The 23995-nt window shown below is 66.6% G+C and carries 18 protein-coding genes; 14 read left to right on the forward strand and 4 right to left on the reverse strand.

Going from position 1 to position 23995, the window contains the following annotated elements; genetic code table 11:
* Positions 1-72 precede the first annotated feature (72 nt).
* Positions 73-738 (reverse strand): hypothetical protein, encoded by a 666-nt coding sequence (locus VT03_RS31015; RefSeq protein WP_075096585.1) that lies wholly within the window; start codon positions 736-738, stop codon positions 73-75.
* A gap of 279 nt (positions 739-1017) precedes the next feature.
* On the opposite strand from VT03_RS31015, the gene VT03_RS31020 reads away from it, so the two are divergent.
* The 5 genes from VT03_RS31020 (at position 1018) to VT03_RS31040 (ending at position 7461) form a co-directional block, all read left to right on the forward strand.
* Positions 1018-1980, forward strand: a complete 963-nt coding sequence (locus VT03_RS31020) for a DUF1559 domain-containing protein (RefSeq protein ID WP_075096586.1) — start codon at positions 1018-1020, stop codon at positions 1978-1980.
* A gap of 115 nt (positions 1981-2095) precedes the next feature.
* Entirely contained in the window at positions 2096-4267 is a 2172-nt protein-coding gene (locus VT03_RS31025; protein WP_082846669.1) for a G8 domain-containing protein, read from the forward strand.
* 433 nt (positions 4268-4700) lie between these two features.
* Entirely contained in the window at positions 4701-5051 is a 351-nt protein-coding gene (locus VT03_RS31030; protein WP_075096587.1) for a PadR family transcriptional regulator, read from the forward strand.
* Positions 5048-6007: a carboxypeptidase-like regulatory domain-containing protein gene (locus tag VT03_RS31035; protein WP_156514893.1), complete on the forward strand. Its 960-nt coding sequence runs from the start codon at positions 5048-5050 to the stop codon at positions 6005-6007. Before VT03_RS31030 ends, VT03_RS31035 begins: the two co-directional genes overlap by 4 nt.
* A 110-nt stretch (positions 6008-6117) precedes the next feature.
* Positions 6118-7461: an alpha/beta hydrolase gene (locus VT03_RS31040; protein ID WP_156514894.1), complete on the forward strand. Its 1344-nt coding sequence runs from the start codon at positions 6118-6120 to the stop codon at positions 7459-7461.
* A 237-nt stretch (positions 7462-7698) separates the two neighbouring features.
* Here VT03_RS31040 and VT03_RS31045 read toward each other — a convergent pair whose 3' ends face one another.
* On the reverse strand, positions 7699-8547 hold the full coding sequence (locus VT03_RS31045; RefSeq protein ID WP_156514895.1) for a hypothetical protein: 849 nt from the start codon (positions 8545-8547) through the stop codon (positions 7699-7701).
* 283 nt (positions 8548-8830) lie between these two features.
* Here VT03_RS31045 and VT03_RS31050 point away from each other — a divergent pair, with 283 nt between their 5' ends.
* From VT03_RS31050 to VT03_RS31075, 6 genes are all read left to right on the forward strand, one after another.
* The gene (locus VT03_RS31050) at positions 8831-11140 is read left to right on the forward strand and encodes a hypothetical protein (protein ID WP_156514896.1); all 2310 of its coding nucleotides are present in this window, start codon (positions 8831-8833) and stop codon (positions 11138-11140) included.
* A 58-nt stretch (positions 11141-11198) separates the two neighbouring features.
* A complete protein-coding gene (locus VT03_RS31055) occupies positions 11199-11636 on the forward strand; it encodes a hypothetical protein (protein ID WP_075096592.1) in 438 nt (145 codons plus the stop codon).
* 288 nt (positions 11637-11924) lie between these two features.
* Complete coding sequence (locus VT03_RS31060) at positions 11925-12980, forward strand: hypothetical protein (RefSeq protein WP_075096593.1); 1056 nt, start codon at positions 11925-11927, stop codon at positions 12978-12980.
* A gap of 225 nt (positions 12981-13205) precedes the next feature.
* The gene (locus VT03_RS31065; RefSeq protein WP_156514897.1) at positions 13206-13772 is read left to right on the forward strand and encodes a hypothetical protein; all 567 of its coding nucleotides are present in this window, start codon (positions 13206-13208) and stop codon (positions 13770-13772) included.
* Between the two features lie 281 nt (positions 13773-14053).
* Positions 14054-14692, forward strand: a complete 639-nt coding sequence (locus tag VT03_RS33940; RefSeq protein ID WP_156514898.1) for a hypothetical protein — start codon at positions 14054-14056, stop codon at positions 14690-14692.
* Positions 14693-14751: 59 nt separating this feature from the next.
* A complete protein-coding gene (locus VT03_RS31075) occupies positions 14752-14994 on the forward strand; it encodes a hypothetical protein (protein ID WP_156514899.1) in 243 nt (80 codons plus the stop codon).
* Positions 14995-15158: 164 nt separating this feature from the next.
* Here VT03_RS31075 and VT03_RS31080 read toward each other — a convergent pair whose 3' ends face one another.
* Positions 15159-16460: a PQQ-binding-like beta-propeller repeat protein gene (locus VT03_RS31080; protein ID WP_075096597.1), complete on the reverse strand. Its 1302-nt coding sequence runs from the start codon at positions 16458-16460 to the stop codon at positions 15159-15161.
* Positions 16461-16820: 360 nt separating this feature from the next.
* Positions 16821-21452 carry an ATP-binding protein gene (locus VT03_RS31085; protein WP_082846671.1) on the reverse strand — a complete coding sequence of 1544 codons (4632 nt, stop codon included), beginning with the start codon at positions 21450-21452 and terminating at the stop codon, positions 16821-16823.
* A gap of 372 nt (positions 21453-21824) precedes the next feature.
* Between VT03_RS31085 and VT03_RS33945 the strand changes: the two genes are divergently transcribed.
* From VT03_RS33945 to VT03_RS31100, 3 genes are all read left to right on the forward strand, one after another.
* On the forward strand, positions 21825-22433 hold the full coding sequence (locus tag VT03_RS33945; protein ID WP_197489133.1) for a hypothetical protein: 609 nt from the start codon (positions 21825-21827) through the stop codon (positions 22431-22433).
* A 213-nt stretch (positions 22434-22646) separates the two neighbouring features.
* Complete coding sequence (locus VT03_RS31095) at positions 22647-23387, forward strand: hypothetical protein (RefSeq protein ID WP_156514902.1); 741 nt, start codon at positions 22647-22649, stop codon at positions 23385-23387.
* Positions 23388-23787: 400 nt separating this feature from the next.
* Positions 23788-23991 (forward strand): hypothetical protein, encoded by a 204-nt coding sequence (locus tag VT03_RS31100; RefSeq protein ID WP_075096601.1) that lies wholly within the window; start codon positions 23788-23790, stop codon positions 23989-23991.
* Positions 23992-23995 lie beyond the last annotated feature (4 nt).

Consider the following 23995-nt stretch of genomic DNA (forward strand, 5'->3'; position numbering starts at 1 on the left):
GTTCCGACGGATCGGGGTTTCGGTCGGATCCGGGCTTCGTGTGTTATGCCATCCTGCCCCGGCGGCGGCAGGTTACCAGCGCCGCCGAAGACCGCGGACCGTTCGGGGGACGGGGGCGGGGGCGGCGCAGGGAGCCGGGGGGACCGCGGTCGCCGGGACTGCGACCGGTGGCGCTTCGGGCGGAGCGGCGGGAGGTGTCGCTCCGGCCGAGCGGTTCGGGGTGCTCGCCGCCTGGGCCTGCTTCGCTTCCAGGACGGCGATCCTGGCGGACAGAAGCGCGACGTTGGCCGTGTGCAACTCGACCATGCGGCTCTGGCCGCTTTGGGCTCGCTGTTCCGTGTAGTGCGCCAGCGCTTCGCAGACCTTGACCCGCTGCTCCAGCGCGAGAATGCGATCGGCGTCGTTCTCCGCCAGCGCCAGTTCACTCTCGATGACATCCTTGGCGGCCGCCACGATCTCGGCGATGGGACTCGCCCCTTCTTCGTACAGCGGCACCCAGCGTTCGTAGGCCTGGTAGGCCTCCCGATACCGCTCGATCTTGAGCGCGGTGAGCTCATCTTTTCGCTCGGGGAAGTTCTTCAGGGGAGCCAGCTTCAGGGGGCCCAGGTCTTGCGGTTCCCGGACATCGGGAAGCGGGCGAAGGGGCTCCTCCTGGCCGTGAGCGATGGGGACCGCGCCGAAGGGCAGATGAGCCAGCAGCACAAGCGCGGACGCGACCGAACGAGGGAGAGCGATCATCCCGGTGCCTTTCCGGAGCGAGAGAAGAGAGGGCCACGCCTGGGCAGTTTGCGTCTCCCGGCCGGCGAACACAATCTCCGCGGCATTCCGAGCGAGCGGGCGGCAGGTGGCCGCGGTGGTGACTTCCGGGGCGTGATCCCCGTCTCTCAAGGCCTAGCGCGCTACCGAAGCGTTTGACGCTCGCCCCTTCGATTATTAACCTCGCGACTGAGATTCAGTCTCGATTCGCGCGCCTGGTTGCCGGACCGGACGCAGGTTTCCCTTCCCACCAAAAGAGTTATGGCATCACGAAAGTCCGGATTCACGCTGATTGAGCTGCTGGTCGTCATTGCCATCATCGCCGTCCTGGTCGCCATTCTGCTGCCCGCCGTCCAGCAGGCCCGCGAGGCGGCCCGCCGCAGCCAGTGCCAGAACAATCTCAAGCAGATCGGGCTGGCGATGCACAACTACGCGGACGTGCACAGCACCTTCCCACGGGAGTCGTACTCCCAAAACCGGCCCGGCCAGACGTACGCGTACTGGTCCAACTGGGTCCCGGGACTGCTCGGTTTCCTGGACCAGGGAGCGCTCGGCCAGTCCTACGACTACACGTACAGCATGTTCGACGCGCCGAACCTGAAGGCGATCCGGACCAAGCTGGCGGTGTTCGAGTGCCCCTCCACGCCGGGCGGCACCCAGATGTCGACGAGCTTCCGGACCCAGTCCGGGACCGGCACCTGGGACGAGACCGCGCCGGGGGGAGCCTGGACGGCGGACTACGCCGGGTCGCGGGGGGTGGACAGCGCCCTCTTCAACCTCGTCACCGGGCTGGGGACGAACAATCCGCTGCGGATCGGGATCTTCGGGGCGGACCCGACGCCGAAACTCCGCGACATCACGGACGGGACTTCCAACACGATCATCGTCGTGGAGTCGGCCGGCCGGGTGAAGTGGTACTCCCGCAACGCCGTCACCAACAAGCTGGATGAACAGCCGGCCCGCTTCGGGAGCTGGTTCAGTTACTGGTCGGGCCCCAACGCCGGCTGGACCTACGGCTACCGGCCGGACGGCCAGGCCAACTCCAGCGGCACGCGGGTGGTCAACATCTCGAACGACCGCGGCACGACGTTCTCCTTTCATACGGGGGGCGTGAACGTGGCGATGTGCGACGGGGGTGTCCGGTTCATTGGTGAGAACATCAGCAACCAGACCTTCCTGGCCATCACGACGAGCGCCGGCAACGAACTGCTGAGCGAGTTCTGAGCGGCCTCCGAGCCGCCCCGCTTCCGGCCTGAGCCCCTGGAAGCCCCGCTACCTTCCATCCCACTCCTGTGCCCCGCTCCATCCGGCGGGGGACTTCCTGGTCGAGACGAATCGCATGCTGCGTCTGCTTCTCTCCTGTTCCATCTTCTCCGCGCGGCCGCTCCCGGCGACCCGCGGAGCGATCCTGGGCCTGGCCGCCCTGCTCTCCCTCGTTCTTCCCTGCGGGGTCCGTGGAGAGGACGCGAAGCCGGCCGACGCGGTCCTGAAGTCCCTCAAGAGCGGTCCGTGGTCGAGCCCGGAGACGTGGTCGGCCGGCCGTATCCCGAAGGGGGGCGACCGCGTCCTGATCCAGCGCGATCACGACGTCCTGTACGACGTCAGCTCGACCGAGGTCATCCGCGGCGTCCAGGTCTCGGGGCGGCTCAAGTTCGCCCAGGACCGCGACACGCAGCTCGAGGTCGGCCTGATCCGGATTGAAGAGCTCGACGATTACTCCGAGTTCGGCTTCGACTGCTCACACGGCGCGATGGGGGGCGACGAGGAGACCTCGAAGGCGGCCCTCGAGATCGGAACGCCGAACGAGCCGATCCCGGCCGAGCGGAAGGCGATCATCCGGCTGCACTATGTCGAGGGGCTCGACCGGGAGAACTGCCCGGCGATCGTCTGCTGCGGCGGGCGGATGGATATCCACGGCGCTCCGCTGGAGCGGACGTGGGTCAAGCTGCCGTACCAGACCGCCAAGGTGGGCGAAGCGCGGGCCGTGCTGCCGTATCCGCTCCCCGGTTGGAAGGTCGGCGACAAGGTGATCCTGACCGGCACGACGCGGCAGTTCGGCTACATCGGGACCCGCTACCGCAAGGACGGAGAGGACAACAGCGTCGCCGACAACCCGGCGACGGAAGAGCGGACGATCACCAAGATGCGGCAGTGGGGGACGTTCGACTCCAAGCTGCAGATCGTCAGCTTCGACAAGCCGCTGGAGTTCGACCACCTCGGCGCGGGGGAGTACCGGGCGGAAGTCGCCAACCTGTCGCGGAACGTCGTCGTCGAATCGGCCGATCCGGACGGCGTCCGCGGCCACACGATGTATCACGAAGGCTCGAGCGGCGGGATCAGCTACGCGGAGTTCCGGCACCTGGGCAAGAAGGACACGCTCGGCAAGTACCCGATCCACTACCACCTCGCCGGTTCGTCGATGCGGGGGAGCAGCCTCATCGGGGTCTCGGTGTGGGACAGCCACAACCGCTGGATCACGGTCCACGGGACGCAGTATCTCGTGGTGAAGGACTGCATTGGTTACAAGGGGATCGGCCACGGCTACTTCCTGGAAGACGGGACCGAGGTCTACAACATCTTCGACCGCAACCTGGCGGTGCAGGCGCTCGGCGGGAAGCCGCTGCCGAAGCAGGTCCTGCCGTACGACAACAACCTGGGCTCCGGTTACTGGTGGGCCAACAGCCTGAACACGTTCACCCGGAACGTGGCGGCGGAGTGCGATGAGGACGGGTTCCGCTTTGAGGTCGTCGACCGCGACGACTTCCACTGCGAGCTGCCGATCCTGCAGAAGGACGGGACGACGAAGAAGGTCGACGTCCGGACGCTGCCGTTCGTGCGGTTCGACGGCAACGAAGCCCATTGCCAGCGGCTGTTCGCGATCAACCTGGGTGGGTTCCCGGGGGGCAAGTCGGGAAAAGACGCCGACGTGGAGGGGGTCGGGCCGGACTTCCAGCATCCGTTCCTGCTGCGGAACACGAAGGTGTGGAATTCCCATTGGGCGTTCCATTGCGGGTCGCCGTCGGTGCTGATTGAGGACATGGCGATTCACGACTCGGCGTACGGCATCTGGCGGTGCGTGATGCAACGGCATGAGTATCGCCGGCTGACGTTTTCGCAGGTCAATACGCCGGTGTTCTTTCCGCGGGGCGCGGGGGACGCGACGTATGACACGAGCGGCAAGGGCTACTTTGACATGGAGCCGCAGGACGATTTGCCGCCGGTGACGGTGATCACGTCGGTGGTGGCGCTGCCCAATGGACTGATGCGGGTGCGGGGGGTGACGACGGACAATTATGAGGTGAAGCGTGTGCTGGTGAACGATCAGCCGGCGCGGGCGGTGGAGGACAATTTCATGGAGTGGGAGATTGATCTGCCGGTGGCGCAGTCGGGTGAGACGGGTCTCAAGGCGCATGCGGAGGATGTGCAGGGGAACGTGGAGACGATGGCGCATCTGTGGAATGGCCACGCTCCCGGATCCCCAGCCAAGGCCACGCTGACGGCCAAGCCATAAGAACCGGGGTCCAGGGGCTCTGCCCCTGGTGAGGGGTGCAGGGGGGCCACGCCCCCTTGCCCGCCGGAGGCCTGGCCGTCGAGAGACGTCTGAAGGAGTCCGTGTCCAAACGCGGACACCGTACCGTATGCCCCCTCACCAACCCTCGCTGAGTGCAGGGCTGGTGGTGTGGGGTGAGGGAGTCCTCCACTCCGGTCGCCGAGAGCCGCCCGCAGCCGGGTGGCACTGCTATCCGCTTTGGTCCAGCCGTCGGACGTCGAGCTGGTCACGGCACTGCTCGTCAAAGCACGAGCAGTGGCATCCGCGCGCCGTCGACGCCCCGCACGGTCCACTTTCCCGAACTGCTTCGCCTAACCGGCCCGTCGACTCTCCCCTTGACATTCTAGGGGAGCGGCTTAAGCTGCCCCCTAGACATTCTTGGGAAAGGTCCGGCATGGCGGCACCAGACAAGTTGACCCTGTTGCAGGGGACGCTGGATATGCTGATCCTCAAGTCCCTGCTGACCGGGGCGCGGCACGGGTATGGGATCACGCATTGGATCCAGGCGACCAGCCAGGACGTGCTGACGGTCGAAGACGGGTCGCTCTACCCCGCCCTGCACCGGATCGAGCGGCGGGGCTGGATCACGGCGGAGTGGGGGCCGTCCGAGTCCAATCGCCGGGCCAAGTACTACTCGCTGACACGCACGGGCAAGGCGCAGCTGACCCGGGAGATCCATTCCTGGGAGGCCCTCGTGCAGGGGATCTCCCTGGTGCTCCAGGCGCGGCCACAGGAGGCGGGATGATGATCGGACCGATGCTAAGGGCCCTGCGCCACTATCTCCGGACCCCGGCCGCCCGTTCGGCCGAGCAGTTCGGTGACGCGATCGAAGAGGAGATCGCCTTTCATATCGCCGCCCGGGCTCAGGAACTCATGGACCGCGGGCTGCCCGAAGCGGAGGCGTATCGCGCCGCCCGGCAGAAGTTCGGCGATCCTTCGCGCGTCGCCGCCGAGTGTCATGAGGCGGCCCTGGGGGGGCTGATCGTCTGGCACCGGCTGCATCTGGCGGTGACGGCGTCCCTGGCGGCGGTCGTCGGCTGGCTCTGCCTGACGCTCTTCCGGACCGACGGCCACGCTCCATCGTCGCCGCTGCCCCCCGGCATCGCCTCGATGCTGGCTCATGACTGGACGGGGGACGTCGCCGGCCAGATCCGGGACGAGGCAGGACGCCCTCTCCAGAACGCGCAGGTGCTCGTCGTGGTCAAGACGTGGCCGGACCATTCCTACTTTCAGCGGGCCTATCTCGCGGTCACGACGCGGGACGGCCGGTTTCTCATTCAGGATGTGCATCCCCTCAACGAGCGGTATGAGGTCCAGGTGGCCGCCGTCGCCAACGGCCGGGTGCTGAAGTCGTCGTACCATTCCGCGGCCGCGGGAGAACTGGATCCGGTCGTGATGGAGCTGGCCCCCTCGTCGGGGCTGGCGGTCCAGGTGGAATCCGAGCAGGGAACCCGCCTGCCGGACGTGGAAGTCCTGCCGCAACGACGGATCGAAGCGGGGGGGACCGAGCATCTCGTCTACTTCGACAGTGCCCAGAGCCTCGTGCGGCGGACCGACGATCGCGGCCGCGCGGAGCTTCCTTATTTCCGTTCCGGCGACACGGCGAACTTTCTCGTCCGGACCGCGCAGGGGGAGTGGAAGTCGCATGCCGTCAAGGTGCCGGACGCGGGCGAGGTCGTGACCATTCGGACCGCGCTGTAAGTCCGTCGGCCGGCGTTCTCCGGGCCCGGTCCGTCGGGCCTCTTCTCCACAATCCCCGTCAATCCGACCGCGTTGCCGCGGCGAGTTCATTCACTTCGGGAGGGACCGGTATGAGTCGCACATGGATTTTCCGATGTCTGTTGACCCTGGGGCTGACACTGGGGGGACTGCCGGCGGGAGGACCGACGGCCTGGAGCGACGATAAGGGGAAAGAGGTGCTCGTCGAAGAGAGCTTCGAGGCGGGCATGAAGACGCCGGACGGCTGGCAGGAGGGACCGGCGGTTCCCGGGGTCAAGTACGTCTACGACCAGAAGACCGCGTCGAAAGGGGAACGCAGCCTGAGCCTGCAGAAGTCGGAGAAGCGGTACTTCCCGGTGGGGAGCTGGTCGCGGACGTTCCCGCACAAGAGCCAGCGGCGGGCTCTCCAGGTCGCCGTTCAGGTCAAGGCCGCCAAGGCGACGAAGGCGGTCGTCGATGTGCAGTTCTTCGGCGCCGGCGACGAGCTGCTGCAGCACGAGTGGGCCATCTATGTCGGGCAGAAGAAGCCGACCGACAAGGTGGCGACGCATGACTGGAAGCGGTACGAGGGGAGCGTCGCGATCCCGGAGGGGACGATGCAGATCGCCATCGCCCTGCAGATCTACGGTCCGGGGGATGTCTGGTTCGATGAGCTGGACGTGCAGTACGTGGACGCCGGCGGGGCCGCGGGGCCGGCGGCCGGTAAGAAGAAGGCGGCGGCTGAGGGCTCACCGGGAAGCACGAGCGTTGACGCGGATCCTCCGTTGCCCTCCCCAATCGAGGTGAAGGCCGCGGGAGGCGGGCTGGCGCGGTACGTCCTGATTCCGCCGACGCAGGCTCTCCCGGAGAAGGGCCGGATCCCGCTCCTCCTCGTGTTGCCGGGGGGCGATGGGTCGGTCGAGTTTCATCCGTTCGTGCGGAGCATTCACGAGTCCGCGCTCGAGGGACGGTTCGCCGTCGCGCAGGTCATCGCTCCGCCGCACGTCGTGTGGCCGACGCGGTCGTCGACCGCCACTTGGGGAACCACGAGCGAATCCCTGGCGGCGATCATCGACGATGTCGCCCGGCGGCAGGGGATCGACAAGGAGCAGGTCTATGCCCTGGCCTGGTCCTCCAGCGGGCCGGCGGTGTACGAGGCGATGCTGGAACCTCGCTCCCCGCTGGCGGGTGCCTTTATCGCGATGTCGGTCTTCCGGCCCGGCGACTTGCCGCCGCTGGCTGCCGCGTCGGGACGCCGGATCTATCTGCTGCATTCTCCGGAGGACAGCGTGTGTCCTTACCGTATGGCGGCGGATGCCAAGGAGCGTCTGACGGCCGCGGGAGTCGATGTGACGCTGGTGGATTATGCGGGTGGTCATGGCTGGCACGGTCCGGTTCAGGAGAATTTAAAGAGGGGCATTGCGTGGCTGCGGCGGCCATCGTCTGCGGCGAAGTAGCGGACACCCACCATAGAACCGGGGTCCAGGGGGTACCCCTGGTGGGGGATGCAAGGGGGCAACGCCCTCCTTGCCCGCCGGAGGCCCTCTCGTCGAGAGATGTCTGAAGGAGTGAGTATCCAAGCGCGGACACCGTGCCGTATGCCCCCTACATCAACCCGCGGGGATTCCGAAGCGAGTGGTGCAGGCTGTAGGGCCGCCCAGCTGAATTGTTCCGCTCCCAAGGACTCCGATGGCCTACCCCTTCGCGGCAGGCCTGACGAGCCTGGGAGGCTCATCCTTGATCGCCGAACGACTTCGGTAGCTGCCGATCAGGCTTCCGTCGGACAGCGAAAAGCATTCGATGAACATGGAGAGGGAACAGACGCCGAACAGATAGACCCGGTCGCCGTGGATCACGAGCTCCAGGTCCTGCCGCATCCCGGGCGGAAAGAGGTGTCTGGCGGGGGCGGGACTCTCACGACGCCAAAGCTCCTCCCCGGTTTGCGAGGAGAAAGCGACGCTGAGAGGGGGCGACGCGCCGCAGGCTTCGTACAGCGAACAGACGACGACCCCGCCGTCCGTTGCCGCCGCCGCCACAGTCGGTCGCTGAAAGGGAGCGTAGACCTCGTGCCGACGAGTTCCGACTTTCACGGCCAGACTGCTCGTCCCCTGAAATGTCGCCGACCATTGCGGCTGCTTCACCTCAACGATGGCGGACCCGCCTCGCATCATCAGTCGCAGGGCCCCTTCATTGAGAACGCGGTCCCCCGCCGGGACGAGCAGACCGTTTCGAACAGCCTCTTCGATCCGCGGCGGAAGCGGCACCTCCAGAGCCCCGTCGAGGAGTTCCAGAAAGGTCTCACAGGGATGCCGGTCGCCTCGGTGCAGCGCCAGCTCCTCGGCCGCGCGGAGTCGCAGGGACAGGCTGGGCGAGTCGACGACGAGATCGGCCAGTTCGGCGTCCGACATGCCGCCGAAAACCGTCTTCACCAGTCGGCTGTGCGGGCTGTCAGCGTCCGCCCCCGCCAGAAGCTCATCCAGCCGTTTCACCGTCTGATCGTTGCCGAACACCCCTGAGGCCGCGAGGAGGATGCCAGAGAACATCACTACAAACGAAAGCCGGGAAATCACCACCATGTGACCCACCTCAAAAAGCACGCGGACGATCGTCGCCAGGATGAGCCCTCCTGACGACGCTGTCTGGAGAGACAGTCTGCCTGCGCCACACGCGGGAGACAAGGTGACGTTCTGCCTTCGTGTTCGAATGGATCGCTGTTCCCCTTGCCCCGCGACCATCGCTTTTTGCTGAACGGCGCGCGATCATTTCTTCACGGTCCGCCGGCAGCGCGACCGGGTCGGGCGTGCGGGCTTTGAGAGAGGGCGAGCGATGGCAACGAGTCGGGCGGCTCTGCAACCGTTGACGGTCGGGAGTCGGGCGCTCCGCGTCCGCCGGGTATGGGGGGCGGTGCGGTGTGCGCTGATCGTGCTCGTCATCACGCTCCTGGCCGGCTGTTCCGTGCCGGCCCGAGCGCCGGTCTGGCTGGCCGATGGCTCGGGGATCGTCGCGGACGACCTTTACTACGACATGGCAACCGGGACGGCGCACCTCCTCCCGCGACCGGCCGCGTTCACCGACAGCATGCCGTACGACCAGTGCGTCGACGCGCCGCGTCGACGCGTCCTCTACTCCCAACTCGACTACATCGAGAAGGCCTCCCACATTCGCGTGGAGTCGGTCCCCCTGCCGAACACGACCGGCGAACGGCTCTCGGCAACGATCCGATGCGAACGGGACTTCGTTTCGGACACGTACCCGCTGGCCGACCTCTCTCCGTCGCCCGACGGCGAGTCGGTCCTGCTGTGCACCGGTGAGGAAGCCGTCATCTACCACTGGTCGCGCAAGGCCATTGTTCGCGTTCCCCGAATCCTTCCCCCGGTCGGCTTTGCCCGGATCTTCGGGGTCTCTCCCTGCGTTCCGACGGGGGCCGGATTCCTGGCGGCGATGCGAGGCGACGGGGACGACGCTCAGACCTCGCTCGTCCTCGTCGCCTGGGACGGCACCGTGAAACCCTTTGCGATGTCGGGCGCCGTCCTGGCCCGGGTACGGATGCTGGGGCACATCCAGACCCCGAAGGCGGCCCATCGATTTCTCGGGACGGCGGCCTGGAACGGCCCATCCCTGACGCTGGAGTACGGCGGCGACCGGCTGGAAGTCGACACCGACCGCATGCAGGTCCGCTCCACCGCCGGCGACGCGCTGAAGGAGAATGTCACCGAACAGTTCGACCTGGCACTTCTGGAGCGGACGCGACGTTCCGTCGAACTGCAGGGGGGCCGGTTCATCGTCGTCGTCCGGCCGCAGGGGGCCATTCGGCCGTCGACGATCGAACCGTTCCAGAAGACGGCCGGGAGCGAAGTGGTCGTTCGCAACCTCCGCGACGGAACCGAACGGCTGCTCGACTTCTCGGACACGTTTCCGGAGGCGGGCTTCGAACTCCTCCCCTCGCCGGACCGCCGCCACGTCCTCGTCCAGTGCTGGGCTCCCGCGCTTCTGATCCCATCGACCGGCAGGACGGCGTATTCACTCCTCATCGATGCCGACGGGCAGGTCGAGACCATCCTGGGACGGGGCCGCGAGCAATGGGAATCTGATTTCACGGAACGGCGGTACGGCCGGTTCCATCTCTCCGATTACAAGAAGTTCGGGACGGGCTATGACTGGCACCTCCCCTCCGCCGATCGACGCGCCGAGTTCGTCACGTCGCTGAGGAACGCTTCCGGTCCACTCGCGAAGCTCCGGCAGTCGGACTACATCGACCTGCGGTCAATCCAGCCCGAGGAGACTGCGGAAAGCGTCCACATTCTGGCGTCGTTCCCGAACCTCCGGTATCTGGGCTGCGATCCCGACCGCGAGATTGCCGAAGCGATCGGGACGCTTCCGGGCCTCGAAGGGATCGTCGGGGACTTCACGGATGACTTCCTCCGGTCCCTGCCAGTCCTTCCGAAGCTCCAGCGCGTCCACATCGATCTGGAGTCCACCATCACGACCGAAGGGCTCCGCTCTCTGCAGAAGCATCCGCAGATCGAGGAGCTGTATCTGGAGCGATTCCGACCGACGCTGGCCTTTGCGGAACTGGGCGGATTCCCGAAGCTCGAAAGGCTGCTGGTTCGTTCGGAGTATACGGATAGCCCCCGCCTGACGGGTCTGGCGGAGGCGCAGCACCTGCGGTCGCTGACTGTCATCAGCCGGGAGATCAACGCCGACGACCTGGCCGAGATCGGCCGGATCACCTCCCTGCAGCGGGCCACGCTCTCCGGACTGTCCAAAGCGGTCGAGACGCTCGACCCGCTGTCGAGCTTGAAGGGGGTGACTCATCTGGTTCTCTATCGCAGTGCGGCGGACCACTTCACGAAGGGCTCCCCGCTGAGGCCCTGCCCGCTCCGTCCCCTGGGCGCGCTGGAGGAACTCCAGTGCCTGACCCTGTCCGGGATCCCGTTCGACCGCGAACAGGCGGCGGCGATCGCCTCGCTGCCGAAGCTGCAGTCCATCCGGCTCTACGTCTCGAAGACGTCTTCCGACGAAGGGGTGCGCAAGGCCACGATGGTCCTGCCCAAGGCGGCGGTCGAGATCCGGCAGGGGGACCGCCGCGTCATTTACTGCAACGGCAGGCTCATCGCCGAGTCGCGCGACCGGTGAGCAGACGGTCCGGATGAGGTGGCCCGGATCGGGGATCAGTCGATCGGGAGGTCAGGAGATGCAGTCCGACGACAGGATGTTGATCCCGCTCATGAGCCAGCTTCTCTCGGGGGGCGCCGGTGTCGCGTTCATGTGGGCGTGCGTGTTTCCGCCGATCGAGAACGGCGCCCCGGGGATCCGCGCTCTTCTGGCGGTCACGATCATTCCCTGGTGGGCCAATCCCTGCCATGTCGCGTCGCTCGTCCTGCTCCTCCGGCAAGAGCCGCGGTGGGCGGTGCGATTCTCCCTGGCGGCCATCGGGCTGGGGTTGCTGGCTCCGCTGTACCGGAATTCCTACGCGCCGCGGCTGGGGCTCGGCTACGACCTGTGGCTTCTGAGTCTGATCCTGCAGGCGTTGTCGGCACTGTGGGCGGCCTACTTTCCATCGGCGGAGAGTCGACACGACCAGGCTCCGCCGGGAGAAGTCCCGCCACCACCGCCGCAGGAAGGCGGGTGATCGCGAGGGAGCTCAACGCCGGAATCCGGCGTCCAGGGCATGCCAGGCCGCCGGTTGCCTGGGGCCGGACATGCTGGTCTGCCGTTCTCAACTCCCATCATCGCTCGCCCGAGGCATCGCCAGGCCTCCCGCCCCGGCTAGGCTGCCGCCCCACATTACCTGTCGGACGCCTTCACTCTTCCCTCGGTCGGGCCGATGCTGTCTGCTGTTGATTGGGCCTCGGCACGCGATCTGACACGGGTGGACAGGTACGAGGACGGACGCGCACCGGGCCGGACGGGAGGACGGATGACCGACGAGATCCTCTGCTCCGCGTGCGGCCGGACTCCCCCTGACGGGAGCCTCGTGCTCTGGGACCAGCAGACCTACTGCGTCGAGTGTCTCCAGACCGCCTCTCCGGAGCTCTCTGAACTGGCCGCCGCCGGAGGGCCGCTGGAGGAGATCCTCGAACCGGAAGCGATCCAGACACGACATTTCGTCCGCTCCATCCGGATGCCTTTCCTGGCCGTCGGTCTGGTGTTCACGGTCCCGTTTGTTCCCTTCATGCTGATCAAGGGAGACATCGCGCTGGCGCTCTTCTGGACGGCGGGCGTGGCCCTCTTTGTCGGCATGCTGTTCGCGGTGGTGACGGCGGGAGCGGGCGGGTCGCAGAAGTACAATGTGCCGAGAACGGTCTCCGTCGAGGACGGAGAGTTCGTTGTCACAACCCGCGGGAAGCGGAAGGCGTACTCTCTCCGGGACTGCCAGTGGAAAGCGGGCTCCACCCAGTACGACCCGCTGGTCTATCAGTATGCGGGCGTGCAGACCGGCATCGCTGTCCGGACTCCGAACGGGTTCGTTGCGTGCGGTCTCACGCCCGAGCGTCTCGCGCTGTGGACGGCGTTCTTCCAGCTGACGCGATTGCCGGAGTTCACCGTCCCCGGCTGCTTGCCCATCGTGGGCGCGTCGGCGTTCGGTCTCGGCATCGGCGGTGCGATCGGCCTCGGGATCGGCTCGATTGCCGCCTTCGTCACGAATGTTCCCTCCTGGAAAGCGGTCGGAGGATTCCTCGGAGCGATCGACGGAGCTTTCGCGGGGATGATGTACCGCAGCTGCGACGCATCGGGCCTGAAAGAAGCGAGAGACTCATTCCACCCGGCGGTGCTCGCGGCGCTCTACCTCCTCGTGGGACTCAAGGCCACACGAGGGATGGACGTCACGACGCGGATCGTCTGCGGGATCGTCAGTGTCCTCCTCGGAATTCTTGTCGCCTGGGCCTGCCAGCGGAAACTCGACGTCGTCGAAGAACAGCGACGAAAAGCCGCCTCTCCAGGCGAGCCGGGCGACTCCACCGAGCCGGGGTGATCGACTCCACGCGAATTGCAGCAGCCCGGCACTTCTGTTGACCCGGCCTGGGCGTTGGCGGGGGATGGATCAAACTGCCAGACTATCCAGGATACACGCCTCCCTCCCCTCACCCGCTGCGGTCGCCTCGTTTGTTAGAACCAGGACTCACTTACCCGACTATACGACAGCTTCGCGGTGGTTCTGGTATTGCTCCTCGTGCTTATTGATACTGGAGCTGTCGCCGTGAAACTGAAGATTTGCCTCATCGTGGGACTTTTGGCGATTGCCGTTGCTGCCGGAGCCTTAAGGGGTTTTCGTGCAAAGCGCGAAGTGGCATGGTTTGAGAACAGAAAGGCGTCCCTGCAAAGTTGCCTTGCTTTCGCGCAAGAGCAATCTCACGATTTCGGCGACGTGCCATTGCCACTATTCCAGGAGGGCGAGAACTGGCGAAAGCGAATGACGTCCTGGTATTGCGCCCGCAACACCGGCGAACCACTGTTTAACAGCAAGGGCGAACTTTGCGCGAATCTCTTTGACTATCGCGGCGCGGACACGGATCCCAATCAGTGCGGAATTTATGCCGTGAAGTATGGAGGAAACGAGAGCGTGATTCGCTTCGATCGAGGACCACGTGTTCCGGTGTTCGTCTACGTTGACGATCAATCCCATCACGTTTCTGAAAATGTTGATTTGACTCCAAAGCAGATCGCCGCCATGTCGCTGTTGCCGACCCGGATAATTGCAGTGGATGCAAATCGAACGACGTGGGTGATTACACCGGACGAAGAGGGCCAGTTGACGCCGCACTGATTGCGTTCGCCGTTGTTGCAGCAAATCTGCAGTCAGATGCCCAGAGCTTCCTACGGCTCCCGCGAACATGACCACGCAAAGCTGTGGCCGAGCCACCCTGCCGCGGCAGACGATCACGCGTTCGGTCGTGACCCAGGCGACAACCATCTCCTCGCCTTTCATCCAGACGTCCACGGTCGGTTGATCGGCTGCCATCACCGTACCTCACCTTCGCAAGGTGTGGCCGGTGCGGGTAAGCTGTCCGGGATTCCCTGTTCTCCAACCACACGGAGGGGCCGGTTATGAAAAAGGGTCTGTGGGTCCTGACGATTCTGGGAGTTGTCGCTGGCATCGCCCACCTTCAGCTGACGGCGCAGGAAGCCTCTCCTCGACGACAATTCATTTCGACAGTCGACTCCGCCAGTCCGACGGCAAGCGTCGTACCGGCTTCGCCTGGAGCCACCGCTCCGGCGCAGGGAGGCCTCTCGGTGGCCGATGTGCCGGAGAGACCTTCGAGCGAGGCATTGGGGGCGGAGCCGTTCGCTCCGGAGCCCCGAGGTGAACAGCCTGCTTCGAAGACTCCCCGCAAAGAACTGACTGCTCCCGAAATGCGTCATTTTCTCAAGAGCTGGCATGCCGAAGAAATCGATCAGCTCAATCACGAGGCGATTCGGAAGCGATTTGAAGAGGAGCGAGGTCGACGGGAGGAAGCCCTGCTGACCGCGCGGCTCGACGTGATGGAGAAGGAACTTCTGGCCATTGCCCGGGCATACCCGAGTTCGAAGAACGGCAAACGAGCGGAGCGGGCCTACCAATCTCTCATCAAGGCAGACGATTCGCCGCCGCCGCGCCCTGCACAAGAGTCCCGGCTTGAGTCGAGTCAGAAGAACAATCCAGAGAAGCCGGCTCCGCCGTTTGTGTCTCCGATCCTCCTTGAGTAATGGCATTTGGTTCATCAGTTCGCGTCCGCCTTCTCGGCAAAGGCCTTCAGCAGCGCGACGTGGACGACGCGGCCGCCGGTGCCGGACTTGCGGACGTGACCGACCAGGTGGGAGCTGACCTTGGGGCTCTGAGAGAGCGGGAGCTCGATCGCGTCCGGGTTCGTCAGCCGATTGATCTGTTCGCCGAACTGGAGCTCGAGCTGACGCAGATGCGTCTGCTCGGCTTCGGTCGAGGCCTCCGCCTTCCGCGTCTGTCGATCGACCGCCCGGTGCCTTTACTGGCAGCTTTGGGCCAGCAGTGATCGGACGTTCGACTTCAATCCAGTATTGCCGGTCAGAGCATCAGCACCGTCATGCCGGAGACGTCATGTTGGCGGGGAAACGATGCCATCCGTTTTGCTCTCGAGCGGCGGGGCTCCTCCCAGGTGGTCCACGATCTTGTGATCGCGTGCCTCAAGCGGCGGCATCACTTTGCCAGGGACACGCTCACGAGCTCTTCGTCGTTTCGGAGGTAGATCGACCTGTTCGCGAACGCCGGGTGCGACCAGACGACTTTCCGCTGCTGGGCGCTGCCGGTCGGTTCGATGAGGTGCGCCCGGCTGAGCTCGTGATACCCCTCCCGGTCGAGCCGGGCAATGATCAGGTCTCCCTGCTCGTTGGCGAGGAAGAACCGGTCTTCGTGCCGGATCAGGAACGCGTTCGCCCACCGCTCGGACTTTCCGCCTGTCGCTTCGTAGGTCATCCACAGCCGCGCTCCGGTCCGGGCATCCAGGCCGCGGAGCTCGCCGTAGCTGCAGACGCCGAACACCACGTCCCCGTCGAACCACGGAGTCGGCATGATCGAATGCAGGCCGTCCGTGTTCTTCTCGCTCTTCCCCTTCCGCTTCCAGATTTCGCTCACACTGCCGCCGTCCTCCGAGAGCTTGAGCAGCCGTGCGCCGTCGTAGAAAGCGGTCAGAAAAATCTCGTCGCCAGCCAGTCGCGGCATGGGCGTCGTGAGGCCGAAATTGATCTTCCACTCGTGCGTCCAGAGGACCTTGCCGGTCTCGGGTTCGAGCGCGCTGAGGCCGTCCGGATGGAACGCCAGCAGGATGCGGCGGCCGCCATGTTCGATGATCAGCGGAGCGCCGTAGCCGGGGCCGTGGGCGGAGAGGGAATCGACCGCGCGCCACAGCTCGGACCCGGTCCGTTTGTCGAACGCGACGACCGTCGATCCCTTGCCGCCGACGAGGCAGATCAGCTTGTCGCCATCGACCAGGGGATGCGCCGCGAAGCCCCACACCGGGGCGTTCTGCAGGTGGAACTCTTTCAGGAGTTCCTTCGACCAGAGAATCGCGCCGTCCGCCACTTGGAAGCAGAAGAGGTGTCCCTGGGCCCCGAGCGTGTAGACCCGGTCGCCATCGACCGTGGGGGTGCAGCGGGGACCGGCGGGATAGCTGACCGTGTACCGGCAGTCGTATTCGTGCTTCCAGAGAACCTGCCCGTTCGCCTCATCGAGGCAAAGGACCCGTTCGGTCGCGTCGGACGTCCCCCGGACCTGGCGATCGGTGACATAGACCTTGCCCGCCGCCACGGCGGGGCCGGCATAGCCGCCGCCGACCGGAACCCGCCAGCGGACCTTGGGGCCCTCCGGCGGGAAGGCCTCGATGATTCCGGTTTCCCGCCAGACGCCGTCCCGCTTGGGTCCCATCCACTGGGGCCAGTCGTCCGCCACCGCCGTCGCGGCGGACGTCAAAACCATCGCCGCCGCGGCGAACACCCGAAACATCGCCACTCCGGACCGACTTCGCATCACACCACCCCGCTGAGGAACCAGCGTCCCGCTGGACTGGGTGGCCGTCGGGACGATCGGTTGCGCAGAGGCAACTTAGCCGGCGGGCACCGTTCTCGACAGACCAGCGTTCCGCTGGGACCGGGGTGGCCGCAGGAGCGATGGGTTGCGCAACGAAAGCTCAGCCGGCGAGGGCGGTTGCGGGGCTTCCACCGGGCACTCGCTGATTCCGGTCGCCCGTTGTGGTTTGGACGGTTCCGCGAGAGGAGCGCCTCCGGCGAGGGCAGGGGCGAGCCCCTGCACCCCGGCTGGCTTCGCCGGGTTCGGTTGCCTGGATCCCGACGGGCGGGACGCTGGTTATTCGCCGCTCCCGTCTTGCGGGGCGCTGGTTTCCCGCAGGAGGCGCTGGAGCATGGCCGGCTCGACTGGTTTCACCAGGTGGCGGTTGAAGCCCGCTTCCGTCGTCCGCCGGCGGTCCTCCGCCTGGCCCCAGCCGGTCAGGGCCACGAGCGTGATGCCCGCCCCCCACGGCTGCTGCCGGATGTGCGCCGCCGCCTCGTAACCGGTCCGCTTCGGCATCCCGAGGTCCATCAAGATGAGGTCCGGACGGAACGCCTCCGCCACCTCGATCCCCTCGTCGCCGTCGTAAGCGGTCGCGGCCTCGCAGCCGAGCATCCGGACGAGCTTCGTCAGCGTGTCCGCCGCCGGACGGTTGTCGTCGACAACGAGGACCCGCAGGCCGCCGGACCGCCATTCGGACTGCGGCGACGCCGCGTCGGAAGGGGCCTCCTGCTCCTCGAGAGGGATCGGGAGCCGGACATGGAACCGGCTGCCGCGGTCCGCCCCTTCGCTCTCGACCGCCACGTCGCCGCCGTGCATCTCGGTCAGCCGCTTCACAAGCGTCAGGCCGATCCCGAGACCCCGATACCCTTTCTCGATCGGCCGCTCGATCTGGGTGAACATGTCGAAGATCCCCTTCTGCATCTCGCGGGGGATGCCGATGCCGTTGTCCTCGATCGTGATGACCGCCTCGCCGTTCTCGCGGCGGACCGTGAGGCCGATCGTGCCCCCTTCCCGGGTGTACTTGGTCGCGTTGTTGAGCAGGTTCGAGACGACCTGCGCCAGCCGGGTCGGGTCGGCGGTGAGGACGATCGGCTCGCCGGGGAGCGTCACCGTCAGGCGATGCCCCGCCTCGTCGACGAGCGGCCGGGCCGCCTCGACGGCGGTCTGGATGATCTCGGCCAGGTTCGCGCGGCACAGCCGGAGCTGGAGCTTCCCCTGGGAGATCCGGGAGACGTCGAGGAGGTCGTCGATCAGCCGCACCATCTGGAGGGTCTGCCGCTCCATCATGCTCCGGGCGTCGTCGATGATCTCCGGGTCGTTCCCCGCGATCCGGATCAGCTCGAGGCCGGTCCGGATCGGAGCGAGGGGATTGCGGAGCTCGTGGCCGAGAGTCGCCAGGAACTCGGTCTTGCGGCGGTTCGATTCCTCGAGCTCGCCCGCCAGGGTCTGGAGGGCGTCGGCCGCCTTCTGCCGCTCGGTGAGGTCGAGCATCGAGCCGACCATCCGCCTCGGGTTGCCGGCCGCGTCCCGGACGATGTGCCCCCGGTCGAAGATGAAGGCGTAATTCCCGTCGCGGCGGGCGTAGCGGTACTCGTCGGTCCAGAACGATTCCTGGCTGTCGATCACCGCGTGGATCCCGTCGACGACCCGCCTGCGATCCTCTGGATGGATGTGCTCGTACCACCAGGTGGCGTCGGCGCCGATCTCGTGGGACTCGAAGCCGAAGACCCGGCGGACCCCTTCGTTCCAGGTCACCTCGTTGGTCTGCAGGTTCCAGTCCCAGATCGCGTCGTTGGCGGCGTTGCCGACGAGGCGGTACCGCAGCTCGCTCTCGCGGATGAGCTGCTCCGCCTGCCGCTGCTCGCTGACGTCCCGGAAGATCAGGACTACGCCCAGGATGGTGCCGTCGGCGTCCCGGATCGGGGCGGCGCTGTCGTCGATCGGCCGCTCGGTCCCGTCGCGGGCGAGCAGCAGCGTGTGGTTGGCGAGGCCGACGATGATGCCTTCGCGAAGGACCCGCTGGACCGGGTTCTCGACGGGGCGGCGGGTCCCTTCGTTGATGATCGGGAAGATCTCTTCGAGCGGGCGGCCGTGCGCCTCCTGCGGTTCCCAGCCGGTCAGCGACTCGGCGACGCCATTGAGGAAGATCACCCGGCCGTCGTTGTCGGTGGCGACGACCGCGTCGCCGATGCTCGAGAGGGTCACCTTGAGCCACTCCCGCTCCTTGCGGAAGGCGAGCTCGGCCGCCTTGCGGGGGGTGATGTCCATCAGCACGCCGATGAGCCGCTCCGTCCGGCCGTCGGGACCGGGGACCGGCTGGCCGTGCTCCTCGACCCAGATCGTCTCGCCGGTGTCGGGGCGGATCATGCGGAACTGGCAGACGAAGGCTTCGCAGCGGGCGATCGCTTCCTGCAGGTCGCGGTCGTGGGCGGCGCGGTCTTCGGGGTGGACCAGGTTCGCCCCCTGGTTGCCGCGGTGGATCTTCTGCGGACCGGGGAGGCCGAGGACCTCCGCCGCGTTGGCCGAGAGGGTCACCTCGTCGGTGGCCGGGACCCATTCCCAGGCGAGCATGCGGGCCGCCTTGAGGCCCAGCCGCAGCCGCTCCTCGCTCTCCCGGACCACCTGGTGGGCCTCGTGCCGAACCTGGGACATCTGGAGGTGGGCGTGGACGCGGGCCAGCAGCTCGCGGGCGCTGAACGGCTTGACGAGGTAGTCGTCCGCCCCCGCCCCCATCCCTTCCACCCGGCTCTCTTCCCCGGCGCGGGCCGAGAGGAGAATGACGGGCAGCTCGCGGGTCGCCGGCTCGTCCCGGATCGCCTTCAGGAGGCCGAAGCCGTCGAGTCGGGGCATCATGACGTCCGAGAGAACGAGCCTCGGCGGGCGCCGGCGAAGCCGCTGGAGGGCCGCCTCGCCGTCGGAGACCGCTTCGACCTCGTACAGGTCGGAGAGGAGCCGGACGAGGTACTGCCGCATGTCGCTGTTGTCGTCGGCAATCAGGACGCGGGGACGATGCGTCGACCCGCTCCCGCCTCCGCTTCCGGCCGGGATGTCTCGCGCCGCGCGGGGCTCGCTCTCGGGGGCAGGATCTCCGAACAGTCCGGCCGGCTCCGCGGGGTCGCTCCAGTGGAGCGCCTCTTCGACGAACGAGGCGGCGGTCGACGGTCCGTGGCCCCGCTCGTCGGTCCCCGGGCCGATGTGGTCGGCGGGGAGATGGTCCCGGCCGAGGGGAATCCGGACGACGAACGTGGTGCCGGCGCCGAACTCGCTCTCGGCCGAGACCGTCCCGTGGTGCTGCTTCACCAGCTCCTGCACGAGCGCCAGGCCGATGCCGCTCCCTTCGTGCGTCCGGCCCCGCGCGTTCTCGACGCGGTGGAACCGGTCGAAGAGCTTCGGCAGCTCCTCCGCGGGGATGCCGGTCCCGGTGTCCCGGACCCGCAGCACGACCGACTCCCCTTCCCTCCGGAGCGAGAGCGCGATCTCGCCGGCGAATGTGAACTTGAACGCGTTCGAGAGGAGGTTGAGGACGATCTTTTCCCACATGTCCCGGTCGACGTAGACCGGCTCCGCCAGCGGCGGACAGTCGACCACGAGCCGCAGCCCCGCCCGCTCGACCGCCGACCGGAAGACGCTGCCGAGCTCCGCCGTCTGCCGCGCCAGGTCGGTCGGCTGGAAGTGGGACCGGTTCCGCCCCGCCTCGATCCGCGCGAAGTCCAGGATGGCGTTCACGAGCCGCAGGAGCCGCGTCCCGTTCCGCTGCACGAGATCGAGCTGCTCCCGGACCGGACCGGCGAGTTCCCCCTGCTCTCCCTGGAGCAGGTCGCTCACCGGGCCGAGCATCAGGGTCAGCGGGGTCCGGAACTCGTGGCTGATGTTCGAGAAGAAGGTCGTCTTGGCCCGGTCGAGCTCCGCCAGGGCCTCCGCCCGCTGCCGCTCTTCCTCGTAGGCCCGGGCGTCGGCGACGGCGTTCGTGATCTGACCGGCGAGGATGTCGAGAAACCCCCGGTAGCCGTCATCGAGCGGCCGCCGCGGGCTGATCCCGGCGACGAGGTAACCCGCGACCGCGGTCTGCCCCGGCCGGGCGAGCGGCAGCACGAGGGCCCGCTGCGGAGGCTCGGGCCACGCCCCGCACGGCAGCGGACCGAACCGCTGGACGAGGTCCGTCACCTCGACCGCTTTCCCCTGGTCCCGGACTTCGGCCAGGGGCCACGGCGCCTCGGGGTCGCTCAGGACGATCGTCTGCGGCGCGCTCCGGTGGCTCCCGGGGAGCCCGGTGCTCCCCGCCAGCGTCACCGCCGCCCCGCCGTCGATCGCCAGGTACAGGAGCGAGAAGGCGACGTCGTACGGGTTTCCTTCGAGAATCCGGATCGACGCCTCGCACGCGCTCTCGACCGACTGCGTCGACCCGAGCACTCGCGACCCCAGCTCCCGGAGCGTCCGGAGCCGCCTCTCGGCGATCGTCCGCTCGGTGTCCTCCGTGACGACGCACAGCATCCCGCCGATCCGCCCCTGGTCGTCGAGGACCGGGCTGTAGGAGAAGGTGTGATACGTCTCCTCCGGGAACCCGTTCCGCTCCAGGAACAGCAGCAGCCCTTCGTCCCAGGTCGCCTGGCCGGTCTTGAGCACCGACTCCGCCCGGGGACCGACATCCGCCCAGATCTCGGACCAGACCTCGCGGGTGGGCCGCCCCAGCGCCCAGGGGTGCTTGGGCCCCAGGGTCATCCGGCCGTAGGCGTCGTTGTAGAAGAAGGTGAAGTCCGGCCCCCATCCGAGCCACATCGCGTACCGCGAGTCGAGCAGGATCTGCACGGCGGTCCGCAGGCTTTGCGGCCAGGCGGCCATCGGCCCGACCGGCGTCCGGCTCCAATCGAACCGGCGGGTCCGGTCCGCCATCTCGCTCCCGTGGGCCACACTGGAGATGGGGACCATCGACTCATCTGGGGTCATGCTGACAACAAACGGTTGGAGATCAGGGATCATCCGGCAGATGAGGGGGAAGCCCGATTCTAGAAGGGCCTTCCGGAAACTGCATCACCGGCGCCCCACGACTGACGAGCAAGGGGCATGCCCCTCAACAGGAACTTTGCGAGCCGCGGGCGACGGGTGGCACTGCTGGCGTTCTGCCCGGCAGTGCTGCATGCATGCAGCCCCAAACGCTGCTGGTCCAAAGCGAACAGCAACGCCGCGCCGCCCAGGTAGCGGGCCCCAGGCGAGGCGAATTACGATCTCAACGTGGCTCAAAGAAGAGGCCTGCACTCCGGCGTCTTGTCGATCTTTCCAGCCGAAAGAGATCCCATGAGCTTGAAGGGCTTTGTGCTGTTTGCGTGCGTTTGCTTCGCCGGATGTGAGCGGCGACCGGCGATCGACACGACGCCCACGCTCCAACCAACGGTGGAAACGGGCCCTGCTCCACGTGACGTTCGAGCGGAAAGTGCAACCTCCTCTGAACCGCCCGTCGATACGCCTGTGAGTGGCGGAACGACAGCCGCCGCCGCGGTGAACGCTCCTCCCGCCAAGGAACCCGTGGAAGGCCTGACCGCCGCCCTGGAGTCAGTCCGCAACGGCAAGTCTGTGAAGTTTATCTACTACGACCAGGATCAGGTCGAACGCTCCCTGGAGCTTGGACGTCGCCCCGTCGCGTTCCTCGAACGGTCGATTCGGCAGGGAGACACCGGGTTTGACAGGCGATTCCTGGAAAAGGCGCTTCCTCTTGGCTGGTTCTTCGTTGGCGACATCCAGATTGAGGTTCACGTCGGACTTCTGGTCTTGCGACAAGAGGGGAAGCCTGTCGCGACACTCCAGTCCGAGGAGATCAAGCAGTTGACATCTCACCTGCTCGACGAGCTGACGGACTCCCAACTGCAGAAAGCCTTTTCCGCCATAGGCGTCACGTTGCCGGTTGGCCGGTGAGGGGACCTGGCGAGTCGGGCGCCGTCCACGTCCGAGGCCCACCACGGACGCGAGTCGACGCCGAGTTGATGCCCCGCATGCCCCCGAATTCACGCACTCCTCGGAGGAATCGTCGTGAGAGTTCCATGCCAGATCGTCTGGTCGATCGTTGCCGTTCTCCTCTTCGAAGCTGCCCCTTGCGTCGGCCAAGCCCCAGTCCTAAAGACGGACGAGTTGCTTGAGCGTCTGCAGTCCCCCGAAGGCCTGACCTGGGCCGACCGACTCGATCAGTCCAATGACATTGCCGTGTACGCTTACTGGAAACAGCTCAGGCGCGACGTGGGCCGAGTCGGCCGCCGACAGAACGCCTTCACGGCATTTGTGGAAGGCCGCACACAAACGGCAGTCCCCGACTGGTGGGCCCGGGTGCTGCGCCAAGGGACGGTTCACGAAAGCCACTGCAGCTTCCTCGGCCGCAAGGGAGATCTCGTGAAGCATTGGGTCGAGCGAGACATGTTTCGACTCTCTGGACCATCCAGCATGTCGATCGAGGATGAGATCCTGAAACTCTCGTGGGGTGCCGATACGGTTTCCATTGATCGCAGCCTCATGCGGGCTGACGAGATCTCAGTGAATCGATCCTCAACCGTCGTGGCGGCGCGCCGCCAGGATGAGGTGTTCCTGATCTCGGACGATCTGGAGGCCGTGACCGGCGGGGGCGACCTGTGGTGCGTCCGTATTCCCGACAGCACGGTGAAGTGGCGTAGGAGTATCCCTGCCAAAGCCTTTCCGAACATCGGCGGCGCCGGCCAGTTCGAAGCGTTCTCCGAGATCGTCACGACGGAGAGGCATGTCGCGGTGGCGACCGCGAGTGCAGAAGGATTGAGCCTCAACGTCTTTCAGGGGGACGGAACATTGACTCTCGGGTTCTCAACGTGCCTGATGGACCCCGCATTCTTCCCGTCGCGGCGTTGAATTCAGATTAGCCAATGTCCGGGTGCACGTCCGTGGCTCTTGTGCGACGATTGACTGAAGCGAGATCTCGCAGGAGGAGAGGGAGTCTTTGACACCCGGTCATGCCACCCGCAGAATTCGGGCGTGGCAGCTTGCAGGCGCTTGCGTCGACGCGGTCGCTGGACGGGCGGTCCGAACGGGACGGGGGAGTCTTTCGACATGGCGCAGGCGCAGGTCCTAACCTTCGTCCGCGAGGCCAAGATCGGCGAGGTTTGTCTTGGCCCGGGGGCCGCGGAGGGCCGGGACGAGGGTCGAGCCAGAGGGGCTGACGGAATCGCACGTTGACGTCCGCTGGCGGCAGCAACATCATGACTCCGGCGTTATAAGTCGGGTCCGATGAGGCCGGGAGGGGGGGACGCGGATGAGTCGAGCCCTGATCGTCGTCGTAGCCGGTGCGTTGTTCGGGGCGATCGGCCTCGGGGCGGCCTACGGATTGTCGTCGCTCCGGATCGCCGGCCAACGGCCCGATCTCGAACGGCTGGCGATGGTGTTCCTGCCCGCTCTGTGGGCTGCGGCGGGGGTGGCCGTGAGCGTCGCGATGTCGGCGGGAGACCGCCGGAGCTGAGCGG

It is taken from the genome of Planctomyces sp. SH-PL14 (assembly GCF_001610835.1).
Lineage (GTDB): Bacteria > Planctomycetota > Planctomycetia > Planctomycetales > Planctomycetaceae > Planctomyces_A.

Excerpts from the sequence above, each read along its gene's own strand:
- VT03_RS31060 (WP_075096593.1), top strand. The coding sequence starts at position 11,925 with ATGACCGACGAGATCCTCTGCTCCGCGTGCGGCCGGACTCCCCCTGAC.
- VT03_RS31015 (WP_075096585.1), bottom strand. The coding sequence starts at position 738 with ATGATCGCTCTCCCTCGTTCGGTCGCGTCCGCGCTTGTGCTGCTGGCT.
- VT03_RS31025 (WP_082846669.1), top strand. The coding sequence starts at position 2,096 with ATGCTGCGTCTGCTTCTCTCCTGTTCCATCTTCTCCGCGCGGCCGCTC.
- VT03_RS31040 (WP_156514894.1), top strand. The coding sequence starts at position 6,118 with ATGAGTCGCACATGGATTTTCCGATGTCTGTTGACCCTGGGGCTGACA.
- VT03_RS31020 (WP_075096586.1), top strand. The coding sequence starts at position 1,018 with ATGGCATCACGAAAGTCCGGATTCACGCTGATTGAGCTGCTGGTCGTC.
- VT03_RS31055 (WP_075096592.1), top strand. The coding sequence starts at position 11,199 with ATGCAGTCCGACGACAGGATGTTGATCCCGCTCATGAGCCAGCTTCTC.
- VT03_RS31035 (WP_156514893.1), top strand. The coding sequence starts at position 5,048 with ATGATGATCGGACCGATGCTAAGGGCCCTGCGCCACTATCTCCGGACC.
- VT03_RS31030 (WP_075096587.1), top strand. The coding sequence starts at position 4,701 with ATGGCGGCACCAGACAAGTTGACCCTGTTGCAGGGGACGCTGGATATG.
- VT03_RS31050 (WP_156514896.1), top strand. The coding sequence starts at position 8,831 with ATGGCAACGAGTCGGGCGGCTCTGCAACCGTTGACGGTCGGGAGTCGG.
- VT03_RS31085 (WP_082846671.1), bottom strand. The coding sequence starts at position 21,452 with ATGGTCCCCATCTCCAGTGTGGCCCACGGGAGCGAGATGGCGGACCGG.
- VT03_RS31100 (WP_075096601.1), top strand. The coding sequence starts at position 23,788 with ATGAGTCGAGCCCTGATCGTCGTCGTAGCCGGTGCGTTGTTCGGGGCG.
- VT03_RS31045 (WP_156514895.1), bottom strand. The coding sequence starts at position 8,547 with ATGTTCTCTGGCATCCTCCTCGCGGCCTCAGGGGTGTTCGGCAACGAT.
- VT03_RS31080 (WP_075096597.1), bottom strand. The coding sequence starts at position 16,460 with ATGTTTCGGGTGTTCGCCGCGGCGGCGATGGTTTTGACGTCCGCCGCG.
- VT03_RS33940 (WP_156514898.1), top strand. The coding sequence starts at position 14,054 with ATGAAAAAGGGTCTGTGGGTCCTGACGATTCTGGGAGTTGTCGCTGGC.